Raw genomic sequence first — 15,936 nt, 5'->3', positions numbered from 1 at the left:
CACCGTCAGCGACCGAGAAAGACGGGGGGACGCTTTTCGACAAAAGCCGCGACAGCCTCTTGCGCGTCGTGCGACGTCGACAGCTTCGCCGTATTGCCCTGTTCGTAGATATAGCCGTCGCGCAACGTCATCGTCTCGATCGTGCGCATGCTGTCCTTGGCGAAGCGCGTCGCCAGGGGACTTTTCGACGCGATCGTCCGTGCCATGTCGAGCGCCCAGGGCAGCAGATCCTCGGCGGGCAGGCATGCCTCGATCACGCCGCGGCGATACAGTTCCTCCGCCGGTGCGCGATAGCCGGTCAGCATCATGCGACGGACCAGCGAATGCGGCAGGATGCGTGCGGCATGCTTGCCGCCGCCCATCAGGCCGACATCGATCTCTGGCAGGCCGAAGACCGCATTTTCCGACGCCACGATGATGTCGCAGCTGGCAACCAGACCCAATCCGGCGCCAAGCGCCGGCCCGTTGACCGCCGCGATCACCGGCTTTGCGCAATCCGCGATCGAATAGGCCACTTCGCGGACGACGCGATTGCGGTTCCAGCGCTTGCCGGGAATACTGAGATCGGGCCGGTTCTTCAGATCCGCGCCCGCACTGAAACAGCGCCCGGCGCCGGTCAGCACCGCCACGCGAACATCGTCGCGATCGTTGAAGCTGTCGAAAACATCGGTCAGTTCCTGAAGCATATCGAGCGCGGCCGCATTGACCGGTGGATTGTCCAGCGTGACCAGCGCCACATGATCGGCGACCTCGGTGCGCACATTGCCCATATCGTCTCTCCCAAATCGCAACGATGATGCATCGCCGGACGCCGCCGACCGGCGAAAAGGCGCGCACACCCCGGAAAATCTCATTCTGGAAAATGCCGCGTTCGAAAGGGCGGGCGCGGAATCTCGCTTGTGATTATCGGATGACGGAACGCGCCGCCGGTTGCCCAAGCGCCCCCAAATCCGGATCGATGACAGCCGATCGCACGACATCGCGGTCAATCACAGCAGAGCAATCCGTTGAGCATCGCCGCGAGCCCGTTCAGCGCTCGGCCTGGTGTTGCGCGATGAAAACAGCCGATCATATCGGGAGATGGTGATGAAAAGGCAGTTCGAAATTCTTCTGGCCGGCGCGAGCGCGCTGGCCTTGCTTCTGGGCACGCCCGCTCTGGCGCAGACCGCCGGCGAGGACGATGCCGCCGCGCAGGATCAAGGCGGGCTGGACGATATCGTCGTGACGGCCACCAAGCGCGGTTCCGCACAGAATGTGCAGGACGTGCCGATCGCCGTCACCGCCTTCGGCAGCGACCAGCTCGACAGCCTGCATGCGCGCTCGATCGCCAGCGTCAGCTACAGCGTGCCGAACGCGTCGCTGGAAAGCGTGGGCACGACGCCCGGCTATGCCAATTTCTCTGTGCGCGGACTGGGCATCAACAGTTCCATTCCGTCGATCGACCCCACTGTGGGCGTGTTCGTCGACGGGATGTATCTGGGCGTCAGCGCCGGCGTGCTGTTCGACACGTTCGACCTCGAAGGCGTCGAAGTCCTGCGTGGTCCGCAGGGGCTGCTGTTCGGTCGCAACGTGACCGGCGGCGCCGTGGTGCTGCGCACGACGACACCCTCAAGCCGGCTGCGCATCGATGCCAGGGCCGGAATTTCGTCCGGCCTGGAAAAACGCGCGAGCATTTCGGTGTCCGGACCGCTGGTCGAGGACCGGCTGAGCGGCAAGATCGCCGTCTATTACAGCGATGACGAGGGCTGGTTCAAAAACGACTATGACGGCAAGAAGGTCGGCAAGAACGAAACGCTGATCGTGCGTCCGGCGCTGCGCTTCACCCCGGCGGACGATTTCGAGCTCATCCTGCGCTACGAGCATGGCCGCATTCGCGGCGACGGACCGATCGCGACCAATCACGGGCTTTATCCGCGCGACAGCTTCCGCGTGAACCTGAACTATGCGGGTTTCACCAGATCCGATTGGGATCAGGGCATCGCCGAGGCCAATCTGGACGTCGGCTTCGGCAATGGCCGGATCACCAACATCGCCGCCGTGCGCGCGCTGTCGAACGATACCGGCGGCGATGTCGACGCCTCGCCGCAGACCTCGCTTCATTCGCGCAACAACACCCGGCAATTCCAGTTCAGCAACGAACTGCGTTACGCGGGCAGTTTCGGCCGCTTCGACGTGACCACCGGCCTGTTCTATTTCGAACAGGACATCAACTATGCGGAATCGCGCCTGCTCTCGGGCGGTGCGCTGCTCGTATCGGGCGGCGGACGGCAGGAACAGAACACTTTCGGTATCTTCGCAACGGTCGACTGGCGGATCACCGACACGCTGACGCTCAATCTGGGCGGACGCTATTCGACCGAGGAGAAGTCGGTCGATATCGCCAGCATCCGCGGCAATGGCTGCAACCTCGACACGCTCAACTGCAATTACGACTTCCGCGACCGGGAGAATTGGGACGGATTCACGCCGCGCATCGGCATCCAGTTCAAACCGACGAACAAGACGCAGCTCTACGCATCCTTTTCCAAGGGATTCCGCAGCGGCGGCTATAATTTCCGCAACCTCAACCCGAATGTCGATCCCGGTCCGTTCGACCAGGAAAAGCAGGACGCCTATGAAATCGGCCTGAAACAGGAATTCGGCCGCATCGCGCGCGTCAATCTCGCCGGCTTCTACAACAAGATCTACGGCGTGCAGCGCGAATTCCAGGCGCCATTCCCGCCCTTCGGCAATTTCCAGGTCATCACCAACGCCGCCGATATCTCGATCAAGGGTGTCGAAGGCGAATTCCTGTTCACGCCCGTCCGCGGCCTGACCGTCGCCGCGCAGTTCGGCTACACCCACGGCAAGTACGACAAGATCCTGTTCGACCTGAATGCCGACGGTGTCGTCAACGCACGCGATTATGCGCTGAAGCTGCCGCGTCTGTCGCCATGGAGCTATGGCGCGTCGATCACCTATGAAACCAAGGTCACCGCCGACACCTCGATCGAAGGACGCGTGGGCGCCAATTATCGCGACGCGGCTTTCTACAACGACCAGAATACCGGCCTGCTCAACGCGGCGACGATGGTCGATGCCAGCCTGGCCGTCAGCCACGGCCCCTTCAAGGTATCGGTCTATGGCACGAACCTGCTGAACAAGGCGACATTCGGCACCGAAGCGCCGCTGCCCTTCTTCGCCGGGTCGACCTTCTCGCCGCTCAACAAGGGCCGGGTCTACGGCCTCGAGCTGGGCTATCGTTTCTAAACCCCATCGCAAACCGGGCTCGCACGCGGCGAGCCCGGCAATCCGGACAGGAGCATCCATGAGCAACGAGCTTCACGGGCGCGTCGCGCTCATCACCGGTGCATCGCGCGGCCTTGGCCGCGACATCGCCAAGCGCCTTGCGGATGCCGGCGCAGCCGTCGCGCTGCTTGACCGCAAGGCCCATTGGTCGGCCGAACTGGCGGAAGAGATCGCACAGGCAGGCGGACGGGCATTGCCGCTGGGCTGCGACGTTTCGGATCGTGCGGCGCTGCACGCGGCCTTTGCCGAAGCCGCCGAGGCGTTCGGCGGTCTCGATGTCGTCGTGAACAACGCCATGTGGACCCGTTACGCGCCGATTCCCGAGATCGATCAGGAAACCGTCGATCGCATGCTGGGCGTCGGCATCGCCGCAATCGTCTGGGGCACGCAGGCCGCCGTCGCGGCGATGCGGCCACGCGGCGGCGGGGCGATCGTGAACATCGCGTCGGTTTCCGCCAAGCTCGGCCTGCCCAACGCGATGGTCTATTGCGGGGTGAAGGCCGCGGTGGAGGGCATGACGAGATCTTCGGCGATCGAACTGGCGCCGTTCAACATCCGCGTCAACGCGGTGGCACCCTCCACCGTCGCCACCGAAGGGGTCCGCGCCATGCTGGACGATGCGACGTTCGAAGCACGCGTCGCCAGCACCCCGCTCGGCCGCCTTGGCGAAACCGCGGATATCGCCGAAGCCGTCCTGTTCCTTGCCGATCCGAAACGCTCGGGCTTCGTGACCGGCCAGTCGCTGCTCGTGGATGGCGGGATATCGATCGCGCTCCGCTGACGATCAGCGATAGACGCCCTCGGCCAGGCCCAGGGCGTCCAGCCCGCGGACCGCGACGATCCGGCCCGCATCAGGGTGATCGGCCACCAGCCTGTGCCCGGAATTCGCGATCGTCGTCACGTACAACGTATCCAGTGCCGGTCCGCCAAAAGCCGGGCATGACGGATAAGGCACCGGCATTGCGATCGTCCGCAGGTGACGCCCCTGCGCATCGTAACATGCGATCGCCTGAGCAAGAACCAGCGCCACCCATATCCGTCCTTCGCTGTCGACCGTCGCACCGTCCGGGCCGGAGCCCTGCTCGCGGCAATCCGCCAGCACCTCGCACGGGCCGATCGCGCCGGTATCGCGATCATAGCGATAACGCCGCAGCAGACCCTCCATGCTGTCCGCAAAATACATCAGATCGCCTGCGGGCGAGAAGCACAGCGCATTGCCGATCGCCATGCCATGCTCGATGCGTTCGCAACCGCCATCGGCATCGAGCCGGAACAGGCTGCCGACCCCGCCATCCTCGCCGGCACGCATGGACGCGGCCAGAAAGCGCCCGTCGCGATCGGCCTTGCCGTCGTTCAGGCGCGTTGCCGGTTCCATGGCCGGCCGCGCGACAAGACGGGTGGCGCCGCTTGCCGGATCGAAACGGCAGAAATTGTCGGCCTGGGCAAGGATCAGCCCATCATCGCAAAGCCCGATACTGCCGACCGGCCGATCGAACCGCCACTCGGCCGGATCGCGCCCCTCGTCATCGCTCGACCGCAATCGCCCGGCCAGCGCATCGACCCACCATAGCCGCGCATTGCGATGATCCCACAAGGGGCTTTCGCCCAATGCGGCGGGTTCGGCCGCCAACAGGTCGATCTGGATCGGCATCGCTCATGTCTCGCTATGGTCCGGGGAACGGTCGATCATAAGCGAAACCGCAACAGCGCGTCGGAGGATCGCGGATCGGCGGCGATTATCCCAAGGGCGATGCGCTCACTCCGCCGCGGCGAGAAAATAATCGGTTTCGTCGAACGGCACCTGCGGATCGGGCAATCCGTCGTCATGCATGAAACGGTGGCGGAACTCCGCAATCTTGCCGCGCATCAGATCGACCAGTTCGGCGCGCCGCTTCGACAGTCTTTCCGTCGTGCCGCCGATGCCCAGGACCAGCGGGATGCCGTGGATGCTCTCCCCCAACGACATGGCGATCGAAGCGATGCCGGGAACGGGATGCTCGGGCCAGTAGCAATAGCCGGTATGGCGGATCCAGCGGATGCGCCGCATCACATCCTCCAGCGTGATCCGGCGATCGGGATTGAGTTCATAATAGTTGGAATAGCGATAGATCTTGTCGATCTCGCGGTCGCGCATCTGGCTCATCAACGCCATGCCCGACGTCGCGTCGAGCATCAGTCGCATCTCGCCGGGATTGGGCGGGCGCTTGTGGGGATGATCGGGCACGCGCATCATCATATACTGGATGAACAGATCGTTCTGGGTGACGAGCACCACGGTCTCGTCGGTCAGACGGAACAGCTCGTCGATCAACCAGGTATAGCCGCTGCCCGACGCGATATGGCCGTAAAGCCAGCTTCCCAGCGACGCGACCTGAAGCGTCGGCAGATAGGTGCGCGTGGCGCGATTGTAATTGAGGTATCCCTCGATCACCATGCTCTTGAGCAGGTTGGTGGTGCTCGATTGCGGATAGCCGAGCGCGGAATAGATCTCGTTGAGCCGGAGCGGCTGGCGTCGATCGCGAAACAGTTCGAGCACTTCGAAGGTGCGCGATGCCGACTTGACTGGCTTTCTCTTCATCCTCTCCATCCTTCATGGCGCACTGGACGTCATTACGGTCCGTCTGCCGCGTTGGTGGCGGTCTCGATACGCGGAAAATGCCGCGCGAGACGCCGCCGGGCAGCCGCCATCACGGTTTCGCCGGGGATATCACATATGTGATATCGGCACCATCGTCCCCCGGCATTGCCCTGGCGGGGCGCCGGCCGCGCGTTCGCGGCAGGCCGCCGGGCATCGGTTCATCATATAGGGGATAAAGACGGCGCCCGCCGCCGCCGCCGGCGCACAGCGCCGATCACCGCCTAGGATCGCCGATGCATCGCGCCTGTCCGAAGGCCGGCACCGGAAGGATTCCATGACAGACGCCCCCCGCCCGCCCGCACCATCCGAAACACCCGCCGCCGGCCGGCCCCTGCCCTATGGCGCGCTCGCGCTGCTGATGACCGTTTACGCCTTCAACCTGCTGGACCGCCAGATCGTGACGATCCTGGTCGAGCCGATGAAGGCCGATCTCGGGCTCGCGGATTGGCAGATCGGCATGATCAGCGGGCTGGCCTTCGCGCTGTTCTACACATTGCTCGGCATTCCGCTGGCGCGGCTCGCGGATCGCGGGAACCGCGTCGGCCTGATCGCCGTATCCCTGCTGGTCTGGAGCGGATTCACAGCCCTGTGCGGCGTCGCGCGGAACTTCACCGAATTGCTGCTCGCACGGATCGGCGTTGGGATCGGCGAGGCGGGCTGCACGCCGGCCGCGCACAGCCTGATCACCGATTATGTACCGCGCGAACGGCGCGGCTGGGCCTTGTCGCTCTATTCGCTCGGCGTTCCGGTCGGGTCGCTTGCCGGGCTGGTACTGGGCGGCGTGCTGCTCGCCAGCCTGGGCTGGCGCGCGGCATTCCTGGTGGCCGGTCTTCCCGGCATGCTGCTTGCCGGGCTGGTCTGGTTCGCGCTCGACGAGCCGCGCCGACGTGCCGCCGGCGCGTCGTCGGCGGCATCGCCGCAACTGCCGCTCGGCGAGGTCATCGCGACGCTGCGCCGCCTGCCGAGCTTCTGGCTGATCTCGTTCGGAACGGCGATGGGCGCCTTCGGTTATTACGGGCAGGCGGCATTTTTCGGCTCGCTTTACATGCGGACCCATAGCGCCGGGCTCGATGCGCTCGCGGTATCCTGGGGCGTGGCGCCCAGCGTGATGCTCGGCCTCGCTCTTGGCCTGATGGTCGGGGTGATCGGCATGCTGGGCACGCTCGCCGGCGGGCACCTCGCCGATCGGGCAGCGCGCGGTGGCATCGCCGGCTATACGCGCGTGCCCTCGATCACGCTCGTGCTCGCGGCGCCGCTGTTCGCCGGCGCTGCCATGGCGGGGACGATCGACCTGTCCTTCGTGCTGCTCGGCCTTGCCATCTTCGTCCACGCGCTCAACTACGGATCGGTATTCGCGGCAGTGCAGACGCTTGCAAAACCGTCGATCCGCGCGATGGCATCCGCGATCCAGCTGTTCATCACCAATGCGATCGGCCTGGCGCTCGGCCCCCTGTTCGTCGGCGTCGCCAGCGATCTGCTCGCCCCTTCGCTCGGCAGCGAACAGGGTCTGCGCGCGGCCATGGCGCTGGTCGCGCTGCCGCTGGCGCTGGGATCGCTGCTGTTCTGGCTCGGCGGCCGCAGGATCGCGGCCGATGAGCAGGCCGATCAATCGAACAGGCGATAGGTCTCGCGCGCGATCACCAATTGCTGGATCTGCGTGGTGCCCTCGAAGATCCGGAACAGGCGCGCGTCGCGGTAGAAGCGTTCCACGGGATATTCGCTGACATAACCCGCGCCGCCATGAATCTGCACGGCCCGATCCGCAACGCGGCCCAGCATTTCGGATGCGAACATCTTGGCGCACGCCGCCTCCAGCGTGATCCGGTCGCCTGCGTCGCGCTTCCGCGCCGCGTCTAGCACCAGCGCGCGCGCCGCCAGCGTATCGGCCTGACTGTCGGCGATCATCGCCTGGACAAGCTGGAATTCGGAGATCGGCTGGCCGAACTGGATTCGCGAACGCGCGAAACCCACCGCTTCCGCGATCAACCGTTCCGCCATGCCGGTGCAAAGCGCGGCGATATGCAGACGCCCCTTGTCGAGCACCTTCATCGCGGTCCGGAAGCCATTGCCCTCCACACCGCCGAGCAGCGCCGTCGCAGGCACGCGGCATTCGTCGAACATCACGTCGCAGGTAAGCGCCCCGGCCTGCCCCATCTTCCTGTCGGGCTTGCCGATCGCCAGGCCCGGTGCGCCCGCCTCGACCAGAAAACATGAAATGGCGTCGGCGCCGATCGCATCGCCCGTTCGCGCCATCACCGTGAACAGGCCCGCGACCGGCGCATTCGTGATGTAACGCTTGGTGCCGTTCAGTATGTAATGCTCCCCGTCGCGACGCGCGCTGGTCCGGATCGACATCGCGTCGGACCCTGCATCGGGCTCGGTCAGCGCGAAGCTGCCGATGATCTCGCCCGATGCGAGCTGCGGCAGATAGCGGGCGCGCTGCGCCGCGCTGCCGGCAATCACGATCGCCTGCGATCCGATGCCGATATTGGTGCCCGCCATCGAACGAAAGGCCGGAGACGCACGGCCGAGTTCGAACACGACGCGCACCTCCTCCTCCATCGAGAGGCCGAGACCGCCATGTTCCGGTGCGATCGAGAGGCCGAACAGGCCAAGCTCGCGCATTTCCTGGACAAGTCCCTCGGGAATGCGATTGGTTTCCGCGACCAGCACCTCGTTCGGGATCAGTCGCTGTGCGACGAAGCGGCGAACGGCGTCGAGCAGAAGCGCGAAGGTTTCGGTATCGATCGCCATGTCACCCGGCCGAAAGCAGGATGAAGCGCGCGCGCTGGAAATCGCGGTCGCCATGAGCGAGGTCGAGCATCATCTGGCGCCGCAGATGGTGGCTCACCACCAGTTCTTCGCTGGTGCCGACACCGCCATGAAGCTGCACCGCCTGTTGCGCCACCGCGATGCCGCATTGCGAGATCCGTGCCTTCGCCGCCGCGATCAGCGCGCGACCAGCGCCGGGCTGCGTCATGCCGCGCGTCGCCACGATGGCAAGCGCGCGCGCTTCCTCGCAAGCCACGCTCATATCGACCAGCTTGTGCTGGATCACCTGGAAGGTGCCGATCGGCACGCCGAACTGCTGACGGGTCCGTACATAGTCGAGCGTGGCGGCGGTTGCGCTTTCCATCGAGCCGACGGCCTCCGCAAGATGCGCCACGATCGCGCGGTCCACCGCGGCATCGATGCGATCGGCCGCACGGTCGCGCTCCCCCAGCGGCGTGGCCGGAACGCGATCGAGCATGAGCGTGCAATGCCTGTGACCATCGACCGCGCGGAAACGCCGAACCGTCAACCCGGCGGCGTCGCGGGGCACGAGAAACAGGCTGATGCCGTCACGTTCCGCCATGGCGCCAGCGGTGCGCGCGGACACGACATACCAGTCGGCATCCGCCCCATCCTCGACATGCGTCTTCATGCCGCTCAGATGCACGCCACCGGGGCCATCGATCGCCGCGACCGAAACCTGTTCGATCGCATAACCGTCATTTTCGGTCAGCCCCGCGGCGACGCGTACTTCACCGGCGCCGATCCGCGCGAGCAGGTCGCTCGCGAGTTCTCCGCCGCCATGCATCAGGCCGGCGGCAAGCACGCAATTGCTGACATAAGGTTCGGTCATCAGGTGTCGGCCGAACCCCTCCATCACCGCCATCACATCCACCGGACCGCCGCCAAGGCCGCCTTCGGCTTCGGCGATCGGCAGCATCAGCCAGCCCAGTTCGGCCATGGCCGCCCAGCGCCGGCGCGATCCTTCGGGCCCCTCGGCAAGTCTTGCCAGTCGATCCGCGCCCGCCCAGCGATCCTCGCCGAAACGATCGACGCTGTCGCGCAGCATCAGCTGCTCTTCGCTATATGCGAAATCCATCCCGTCCTACCTCACAGCCCGAGCGCGCGACGCGCGATGATGTTGCGCTGGATCTCGCTCGATCCGCCGTAAATGGTGGTCACGCGCGAATAGAGTGCGCCCTGCAGCGCAAGCGGCATGTCCGGCGGCGCATCGCCGTCGTCCAGCGCGCCGAAATGCTGCGCGGCGGGGCCAAGCGCCTCCACCCAGAGCGCGGTGGCCTGCTGGATGAGCTCCGACCAGCGCAGCTTCACCATGGATCCGCGCGGGCCGGAATCGGCTCCGGCGGCGGCATCGGCCATCAGCCGCATCACCATCGCCTGCAGCGCCATCGCCTCGATCTCGACCTGGGCGAGCTTCGCGCGGAAACCGCTCTGATCCAGCAACGTTCCGCCGCCCATGCGGCGGCGGCGGGCCGCATCGCGCACCGCGCGAAGCGTTTGCGGCAGAAACATCGCGGTGGCGGCCGCAACCATGCGCTCGCGATCGAGCAGCACCTTGCCATAGCCCCAGCCCTGACCCTCTTCGCCGACCAGATTGGCCAGCGGCACGCGGACATCGTCGAGAAACACCTCGTTGGTGTGATATTTCTCGTCGAGCGTATGGATCGGACGGACACGCAGCCCAAGTGTATCCATATCCACCAGGATCAGCGAGATTCCCTGCTGGCGCCTGGCTTCGGCCGAAGTGCGGACCAGCGCGAACATGCGGTCCGCCACATGGGCATAGCTGGTCCACATCTTCTGGCCGTTGACCACATAATGATCGCCGTCGCGGTCGGCGCGGGTGCGGATCGCGGCAAGATCGGAACCGGCGCCCGGTTCGGAATAACCCTGGCACCACCAGTCGTCCGCGTGGATGATCCTCGGCAGGTAGAAATCCTTCTGCGCCTTGCTGCCGTACGTGAAGATGATCGGGCCGATCAGTTCCAGGCCCTGATGATATTGCGCGGGCGCATCGGCAGCCGACGCCTCCGACCAGAAGATGTGCAGCCGGGTCGGCGACCAGCCGGTGCCGCCATGTTCCACCGGCCAGGTCGGCGCGCCCCAGCCGCGTGCGGCGAGCCGGCGCTGATAGGCCACAAGCGTTTCGGGCGGCAGGCGCAAGCCCGCACGCACCGTCGTCTTCCAATCCTCCGGAATGCCGTCGGCGAAAAAGGCACGCACCTCTTCGCGAAACGCCAGATCGTCCGGGGTGAGGTCGAGATTCATTTCGCGCTCTCCACAATCCTTCGCCCAAGCTTAGCCGCCGGCGCGCCGGGGCCATCCCGAAGGACAGGCAGGCCCGGCAAATTCCAGCATGTGATTGTTGCCCCCGTGCCGACCTGCAGGCCCAAAATCACGCAGGCGATAAGGCATGACCGATGCCCGCAGGCCTTCGCTTCCGCTGCGCGCACGCCGATCCTCGCCCGCAAAGTTCAGCGAGGAGAGACGGGCGATGCAGGGCCTGATGCAGTCACAGCAACTCACGACGGCGATGCTGATCCGCCATGCGGCGATCAATCATCCGCGGCGCGAGATCGTGTCGCGCGCATTCGACGGGACCATGGTCCGATCCGACTGGGCAAGCCTCGAGGAACGCGCCCGCCGCGTCGCCGGCGCGCTTGCATCATTGGGTCTGGCGCCAGGGGACCGCGTCGCGACGCTGGCCTGGAACCGGCTGCCGCATCTCGAACTCTATTATGGCGTCAGCGCCGCCGGCATGGTGCTCCACACCGTCAACCCACGGCTGTTTCCCGAACAGATCCGCTACATCCTCGAGCATGGCGGTGCCCGCATCCTGTGCGTCGACCCCGATCTGCTGCCGATCGTCGCCCCCCTGCTCGCAGAACTGCACACGATCGAAGCGGTCATCGTGCTGTGTGGAGAGGCCGACATGCCGGATACGCGGCTGCAGGGCCTGATCGCCTATGAAGCACTGCTTTCCGCAACCGCGCCGATCGCAGACTGGCCCGAGATCGTCGAACACGCCGCCAGCTCGCTCTGCTACACGTCAGGCACCACAGGAAACCCGAAGGGCGTTCTCTACAGCCATCGCTCGACGATCCTGCACGCGATGAGCGCGCTTGCCGCAGACTCGATGGCGCTGTCCGCCCATGACTCGATTCTGGTCGTGACGCCGTTATTCCATGTCAACGCCTGGGGCATTCCCTATTCCGCCGCGATGTGCGGCGCCAAGCTGGTGCTGCCGGGATCGGCGCTCGATCCCGTTTCGCTTTACGAACTCGCGCGCGACGAAGGCGCCACCTTTTCGCTCGGCGTGCCCACGATCTGGTTCGCCTTTTGCGATCATCTGGAACGCGATCGCAGCGCGGCGGAACGCGCGGCGCTGCGGATCGACCGCATCTTCACGGGCGGCGCCGCAGCGCCGCGCTCGCTGATCGAACGCCTGCGCGACCTGCTCGGCGTCGAGACGCTTCAAGCCTGGGGCATGACCGAGACGAGCCCGGTGGCGACGGTCTGCCGCCCGCTCGCCCATCAATCCGCCTTGAGCGCCGGCGATCAGGCCGAGTTGCGCGCCCGGCAGGGGCGCGCCGTGTTCGGCGTCGAATTGCGCATCGAGGACGATCAGGGCAACGCCCTGCCGCGCGATGGGGAAGCATCGGGCCTGCTGAAGGTGCGCGGTCCATGGGTGCTCAACGCCTATCACGGCACCCGGCCGGGCTCGGCGATCGATGCGGACGGATGGTTCGACACCGGCGACGTCGCCCGCATCGATACCGACGGCTTCCTTCAGATCACCGATCGCGCGAAGGATGTCATCAAATCGGGCGGCGAGTGGATATCGTCGATCGATCTCGAAAATGCCGCGACGTCGCATCCCAAGGTTGCCGAAGCGGCGGTGATCGGCGTCGCCCACGCAAAATGGCAGGAACGGCCGCTGATGCTGATCCGGCTGCATCCGGGTGAACGCTGCTCGCCTCCGGAAATCCTCGATCACCTTTCAGGCCAGGTCGCGCGCTGGTGGTTGCCCGACGACATCGTGTTCGTCGACGCACTTCCCCATACCGCGACGGGCAAGCTGCTCAAGACCCGGCTCCGCGAAGATTATGGCGGTCACTACGCCGGGAAATGACCGCGTTTCCGAGCCTCCCTCTCAGCGGATCGCGAACACGTGATAGACGGGGCCATCGGGCGATCGCATGCCGTTGGTGACGGCGATCACATGGTTGAGCCACGCATAATCGGGATGATCGGTCACGAAACGGGGCGTGGTATGCAGATACAGATCCTCGTAGGGGCCCGGCTCACGACGGCGAAAACGCTCGACGGCAGCGGGCGATGTCGGAACCGCGATGCCGGTATAGTGCATCGCGATACGCGCCCCGTCCTCGGTTTCCAGCGAGGTGCGGACATCGATGTTCATGGTTCCGTCCGGACGCCAGGTAACCCAGTCCGCGCCGTCGGGGAGCACGCGGCCACGCAGCTTTGCGCCTTCGAACGTGCCCCCGCGCACGGGGAAAATCCCCAGGCGATCGTCGCCGCCGATCGATTGCGCGGCGGCATAATCGACGTCGAGCCGCAACACGAACAACGGTTCCCATGCCAGTGCCTCGATAGCGGACATGCACGATCCTCCTTCGATCCGGATTTCAGTCGACCGCCACGGTCGCGCCCAGGAACCGATAGACCGAATCGTCGGGCCAGCGGCCGCCGATCGGCGTCCGGCGCCCAAACCGTTCGGCTTCGCTGCCCGGTCGCGCGGGGGTTTCGGATACCAGGTCGAACACCACCAGACGGTCCGCAACGCGCCATTCCTCGCCGCGCTTCTCGAACCGGTCGAGATACCGCCCGGCCATATGGACATCGGCCAACGCGCCGTCCGCGCCCGGCTGGCGCTGAAGCGCGGTAAAATAGGTTTCGACCGCCGCCTCGGCGCCCCGCAACTCGATCAGGATATTGTGAATCTGATGAATGCCGCGCTCGATCGACGGCAACGTCCGCAGCGCCCATTCGATGAATCCCGAGGCGCTTCCCTGATACGGCCCATGGCAATCGGTTCCATCCGGCCAATAGGCGGATCGCAACGCCGCCTCGTCCGCCCGATCGATGCCGCGGCAGTAGCGGAACAGGCAGTCCCGGATCATCTCGCGATCGTGCAGGGCTTCCAGCTTGGCTTCGATTGAAGACATGATCGCGATGCCCCATGACAGGAAATGGAGCGGCATCTGTAACGCGCGCGACCATCGATGCGCGGCATGTCGATACCGGTGCCGCTTTATCCCATTCGCGATTATCCCGGTTCAGCCGCCTTGCGCCGAGAATGCCACGAAACCGGCCATGAACGCCCGCAGCCGCTCGCGCATGGCCTCGTCGGACAATCGTCCTTCGCCATCGAACAAACCGCCGGCGCGCGAGGCGAGCAGCCTCCCGCCGAACCAGGGCCGGGTGCCGAGCGTGCGCAGCACCGAAAGCCAGGCATCCTGCGCGAGCATGGTGCCGAAATTGCCCGGAGAGGCACCGATCAGCGCCACCGGCCGATCGCCGAAGACGCGGCCGATATCGTCGGCGGGCCGAGAGAGCCAGTCGATCGTGTTCTTGAAAACACCGGGAATGCCATTGTTATATTCGGGCGTCGCCAGGATCAGCCCATCCGCATTCGCAATCGCATCCTTGAGCGCAACCACGGAGGCCGGCAGCCCCGATGCGGCCTCGTCATCGGCATTGTAGAGCGGGATTCCGGCGATGGTGTGGACGTCGAGCGTCGCCCCTTCCGGCATCGCCGTTCCGGCCGCGCGCAGCAGGCCCAGATTGAAGGACTGGCGCCGCAGGCTGCCCGCGATCCCGACGATGCGCGTCATCGTCCGGTACCCTCGCCCAGATGCGTGTCGATCCTCAGCCCCGATTTGATCGCCAGGGTGACGGGCGTGCGCTCGGCGACATCGGCAAGCCGCGCGCGCTGCGCATCGTCGAGCTCTCCCTTGGGATGGAGCGTGCGTTCGATATGGTCACCATCGTCGCCGCGAACGAGCACCAGATCGACGTCGAGCGCGTCGAGCGCCCAGCCCTTGCGTTCGGCATACATGCGCAGCGTGATGCTGGTGCAGGCGCCCAGCCCGGAAAGCAGCAGCTCGAACGGCGCGGGCCCGGCATCCTGGCCGCCCAGCTTCGCCGGTTCGTCGGCGGTCAGACGGTGGCGCCCCGCATCGATGGCGACGGCATAGGGGGTGATGCCGATGCTGGCGCGAACCCTGCTCAGTCTGTGATCGGTCATGCCATGCTCCTCATGTCGCGGCGGGCGCAGGACGCGCCGGATCCTCGGGCAAGGGGATGAATTCCTGGTCGTCGGCATCGGGCAATTTCATCCGCCCCGCCCGCCAGTCGGCTGCCGCCTGCGCCAGCCGGTCCTTGGACGAGGATACGAAGTTCCAGTAGAGGAAGCGCTCGCCGATCGGCTCGCCGCCCAACACCATGACGGTCGCGCGTTCAGCCGCGCGGATGCGCGACGCCCCTGCCCCCAGCACCAGCATCTTGCCGGTGTCGTAGCGGATGCCGTCGAACTCGATCGCGCCCGTCGCGACATAGAGCGCGCGCTCGCTGAAGCCGTCGGGCAGTTCGGCGGTCGCGCCGGGTTCGAGATCGAGATGCGCGTAGAAGAGCGGCGAATGCGTCCGTGCCGCGGCGGTCAGGCCATAGGCGCTGCCCGCGATGAGCTGGCCGTGCACGCCGCCGTCACTCCATTGCGGCAGGTCATCGCCCTCATGATGCGAGAAGGACGGATCGGTTTCCTCGTCCGCAAGCGGCAGCGCGACCCAGGCCTGGATGCCATGGAGATGATCGCCCGTCGCCCGCCCCTTTTCGAAACGCTCGCTATGCGTGATGCCGCTGCCGGCGGTCATCCAGTTGACTTCCTGCGGGCGGATCGCCTGTTGCGATCCGATGCTGTCGCGGTGCATGATCTCACCGGAAAACAGGTAGGTGACGGTGGACAGGCCGATATGCGGATGCGGGCGCACATCCAGGCTGCGGTCTATGCCCGGCGCAAGATCGAGCGGCCCCATATGATCGAAGAACACGAACGGCCCGACCATGCGCCGCTTGGCGAAGGGCAGCACACGCCCCACGTCCAGCCCGCCGCCCAGACTGCGGCGCCTTTGTTCGATCACCATTTCGATCATGATCGCTTCTCCTTGCCATCTGCGCACGATCGCCGGTCTTCG

The 15,936-nt window shown here is 65.6% G+C and carries 15 protein-coding genes; 4 read left to right on the top strand and 11 right to left on the bottom strand.

Annotated elements, in window-relative coordinates:
* Positions 1–5 precede the first annotated feature (5 nt).
* Positions 6–770 (bottom strand): enoyl-CoA hydratase/isomerase family protein, encoded by a 765-nt coding sequence (locus K7G82_RS10065; protein WP_222989707.1) that lies wholly within the window; start codon positions 768–770, stop codon positions 6–8.
* Positions 771–1,086: 316 nt separating this feature from the next.
* Here K7G82_RS10065 and K7G82_RS10060 point away from each other — a divergent pair, with 316 nt between their 5' ends.
* Both K7G82_RS10060 and K7G82_RS10055 read left to right on the top strand, forming a co-directional pair.
* Complete coding sequence (locus K7G82_RS10060; protein ID WP_222989706.1) at positions 1,087–3,249, top strand: TonB-dependent receptor; 2,163 nt, start codon at positions 1,087–1,089, stop codon at positions 3,247–3,249.
* Positions 3,250–3,307: 58 nt separating this feature from the next.
* Complete coding sequence (locus tag K7G82_RS10055; RefSeq protein ID WP_222989705.1) at positions 3,308–4,069, top strand: SDR family NAD(P)-dependent oxidoreductase; 762 nt, start codon at positions 3,308–3,310, stop codon at positions 4,067–4,069.
* 3 nt (positions 4,070–4,072) lie between these two features.
* Here the strand turns inward: K7G82_RS10055 and K7G82_RS10050 are convergent, their stop codons facing one another.
* Positions 4,073–4,939: an SMP-30/gluconolactonase/LRE family protein gene (locus K7G82_RS10050; protein ID WP_222989704.1), complete on the bottom strand. Its 867-nt coding sequence runs from the start codon at positions 4,937–4,939 to the stop codon at positions 4,073–4,075.
* A gap of 105 nt (positions 4,940–5,044) precedes the next feature.
* Complete coding sequence (locus tag K7G82_RS10045; RefSeq protein ID WP_222989703.1) at positions 5,045–5,866, bottom strand: IclR family transcriptional regulator; 822 nt, start codon at positions 5,864–5,866, stop codon at positions 5,045–5,047.
* A 334-nt stretch (positions 5,867–6,200) separates the two neighbouring features.
* On the opposite strand from K7G82_RS10045, the gene K7G82_RS10040 reads away from it, so the two are divergent.
* The gene (locus K7G82_RS10040) at positions 6,201–7,550 is read left to right on the top strand and encodes a spinster family MFS transporter (RefSeq protein WP_222989702.1); all 1,350 of its coding nucleotides are present in this window, start codon (positions 6,201–6,203) and stop codon (positions 7,548–7,550) included.
* Here the strand turns inward: K7G82_RS10040 and K7G82_RS10035 are convergent.
* From K7G82_RS10035 to K7G82_RS10025, 3 genes are read right to left on the bottom strand one after another with little or no spacing between them, the layout of a single operon-like run.
* Positions 7,532–8,680: an acyl-CoA dehydrogenase family protein gene (locus K7G82_RS10035; protein ID WP_222989701.1), complete on the bottom strand. Its 1,149-nt coding sequence runs from the start codon at positions 8,678–8,680 to the stop codon at positions 7,532–7,534. The genes K7G82_RS10040 and K7G82_RS10035 overlap by 19 nt on opposite strands.
* A 1-nt stretch (position 8,681) precedes the next feature.
* The gene (locus K7G82_RS10030) at positions 8,682–9,797 is read right to left on the bottom strand and encodes an acyl-CoA dehydrogenase family protein (protein ID WP_222989700.1); all 1,116 of its coding nucleotides are present in this window, start codon (positions 9,795–9,797) and stop codon (positions 8,682–8,684) included.
* Between the two features lie 11 nt (positions 9,798–9,808).
* A complete protein-coding gene (locus tag K7G82_RS10025) occupies positions 9,809–10,987 on the bottom strand; it encodes an acyl-CoA dehydrogenase family protein (RefSeq protein ID WP_222989699.1) in 1,179 nt (392 codons plus the stop codon).
* A gap of 226 nt (positions 10,988–11,213) precedes the next feature.
* On the opposite strand from K7G82_RS10025, the gene K7G82_RS10020 reads away from it, so the two are divergent.
* Positions 11,214–12,851 carry a long-chain fatty acid--CoA ligase gene (locus K7G82_RS10020; RefSeq protein ID WP_222989698.1) on the top strand — a complete coding sequence of 546 codons (1,638 nt, stop codon included), beginning with the start codon at positions 11,214–11,216 and terminating at the stop codon, positions 12,849–12,851.
* A 21-nt stretch (positions 12,852–12,872) separates the two neighbouring features.
* Here K7G82_RS10020 and K7G82_RS10015 read toward each other — a convergent pair whose 3' ends face one another.
* The 5 genes from K7G82_RS10015 to K7G82_RS09995 all read right to left on the bottom strand — a co-directional run bounded on the left by K7G82_RS10015 (position 12,873) and on the right by K7G82_RS09995 (position 15,894).
* A complete protein-coding gene (locus K7G82_RS10015) occupies positions 12,873–13,343 on the bottom strand; it encodes a DUF3237 domain-containing protein (RefSeq protein ID WP_222989697.1) in 471 nt (156 codons plus the stop codon).
* A 25-nt stretch (positions 13,344–13,368) separates the two neighbouring features.
* Positions 13,369–13,908 carry a nuclear transport factor 2 family protein gene (locus K7G82_RS10010; RefSeq protein WP_222989696.1) on the bottom strand — a complete coding sequence of 180 codons (540 nt, stop codon included), beginning with the start codon at positions 13,906–13,908 and terminating at the stop codon, positions 13,369–13,371.
* 111 nt (positions 13,909–14,019) lie between these two features.
* Positions 14,020–14,577 (bottom strand): NADPH-dependent FMN reductase, encoded by a 558-nt coding sequence (locus tag K7G82_RS10005; RefSeq protein ID WP_222989695.1) that lies wholly within the window; start codon positions 14,575–14,577, stop codon positions 14,020–14,022.
* Positions 14,574–14,990, bottom strand: a complete 417-nt coding sequence (locus tag K7G82_RS10000; RefSeq protein WP_222989694.1) for an OsmC family protein — start codon at positions 14,988–14,990, stop codon at positions 14,574–14,576. Before K7G82_RS10000 ends, K7G82_RS10005 begins: the two co-directional genes overlap by 4 nt.
* A 10-nt stretch (positions 14,991–15,000) precedes the next feature.
* Positions 15,001–15,894 carry a pirin family protein gene (locus tag K7G82_RS09995; RefSeq protein ID WP_222989693.1) on the bottom strand — a complete coding sequence of 298 codons (894 nt, stop codon included), beginning with the start codon at positions 15,892–15,894 and terminating at the stop codon, positions 15,001–15,003.
* Between the last annotated feature and the right edge of the window lie 42 nt (positions 15,895–15,936).

Source organism: Sphingomonas colocasiae (genome assembly GCF_019880585.1).
Classification (GTDB): Bacteria; Pseudomonadota; Alphaproteobacteria; order Sphingomonadales; family Sphingomonadaceae; genus Sphingobium_A; species Sphingobium_A colocasiae.
Note: the sequence above shows the minus strand (reverse complement) of the source record. Positions and strands in the feature narration are given on the sequence as shown.

Coding starts and splice junctions, on each gene's coding strand:
- K7G82_RS10065 (WP_222989707.1), bottom strand. CDS start 770: ATGGGCAATGTGCGCACCGAGGTCGCCGATCATGTGGCGCTGGTCACG.
- K7G82_RS10060 (WP_222989706.1), top strand. CDS start 1,087: ATGAAAAGGCAGTTCGAAATTCTTCTGGCCGGCGCGAGCGCGCTGGCC.
- K7G82_RS10055 (WP_222989705.1), top strand. CDS start 3,308: ATGAGCAACGAGCTTCACGGGCGCGTCGCGCTCATCACCGGTGCATCG.
- K7G82_RS10050 (WP_222989704.1), bottom strand. CDS start 4,939: ATGCCGATCCAGATCGACCTGTTGGCGGCCGAACCCGCCGCATTGGGC.
- K7G82_RS10045 (WP_222989703.1), bottom strand. CDS start 5,866: ATGAAGAGAAAGCCAGTCAAGTCGGCATCGCGCACCTTCGAAGTGCTC.
- K7G82_RS10040 (WP_222989702.1), top strand. CDS start 6,201: ATGACAGACGCCCCCCGCCCGCCCGCACCATCCGAAACACCCGCCGCC.
- K7G82_RS10035 (WP_222989701.1), bottom strand. CDS start 8,680: ATGGCGATCGATACCGAAACCTTCGCGCTTCTGCTCGACGCCGTTCGC.
- K7G82_RS10030 (WP_222989700.1), bottom strand. CDS start 9,797: ATGGATTTCGCATATAGCGAAGAGCAGCTGATGCTGCGCGACAGCGTC.
- K7G82_RS10025 (WP_222989699.1), bottom strand. CDS start 10,987: ATGAATCTCGACCTCACCCCGGACGATCTGGCGTTTCGCGAAGAGGTG.
- K7G82_RS10020 (WP_222989698.1), top strand. CDS start 11,214: ATGCAGGGCCTGATGCAGTCACAGCAACTCACGACGGCGATGCTGATC.
- K7G82_RS10015 (WP_222989697.1), bottom strand. CDS start 13,343: ATGTCCGCTATCGAGGCACTGGCATGGGAACCGTTGTTCGTGTTGCGG.
- K7G82_RS10010 (WP_222989696.1), bottom strand. CDS start 13,908: ATGTCTTCAATCGAAGCCAAGCTGGAAGCCCTGCACGATCGCGAGATG.
- K7G82_RS10005 (WP_222989695.1), bottom strand. CDS start 14,577: ATGACGCGCATCGTCGGGATCGCGGGCAGCCTGCGGCGCCAGTCCTTC.
- K7G82_RS10000 (WP_222989694.1), bottom strand. CDS start 14,990: ATGACCGATCACAGACTGAGCAGGGTTCGCGCCAGCATCGGCATCACC.
- K7G82_RS09995 (WP_222989693.1), bottom strand. CDS start 15,894: ATGATCGAAATGGTGATCGAACAAAGGCGCCGCAGTCTGGGCGGCGGG.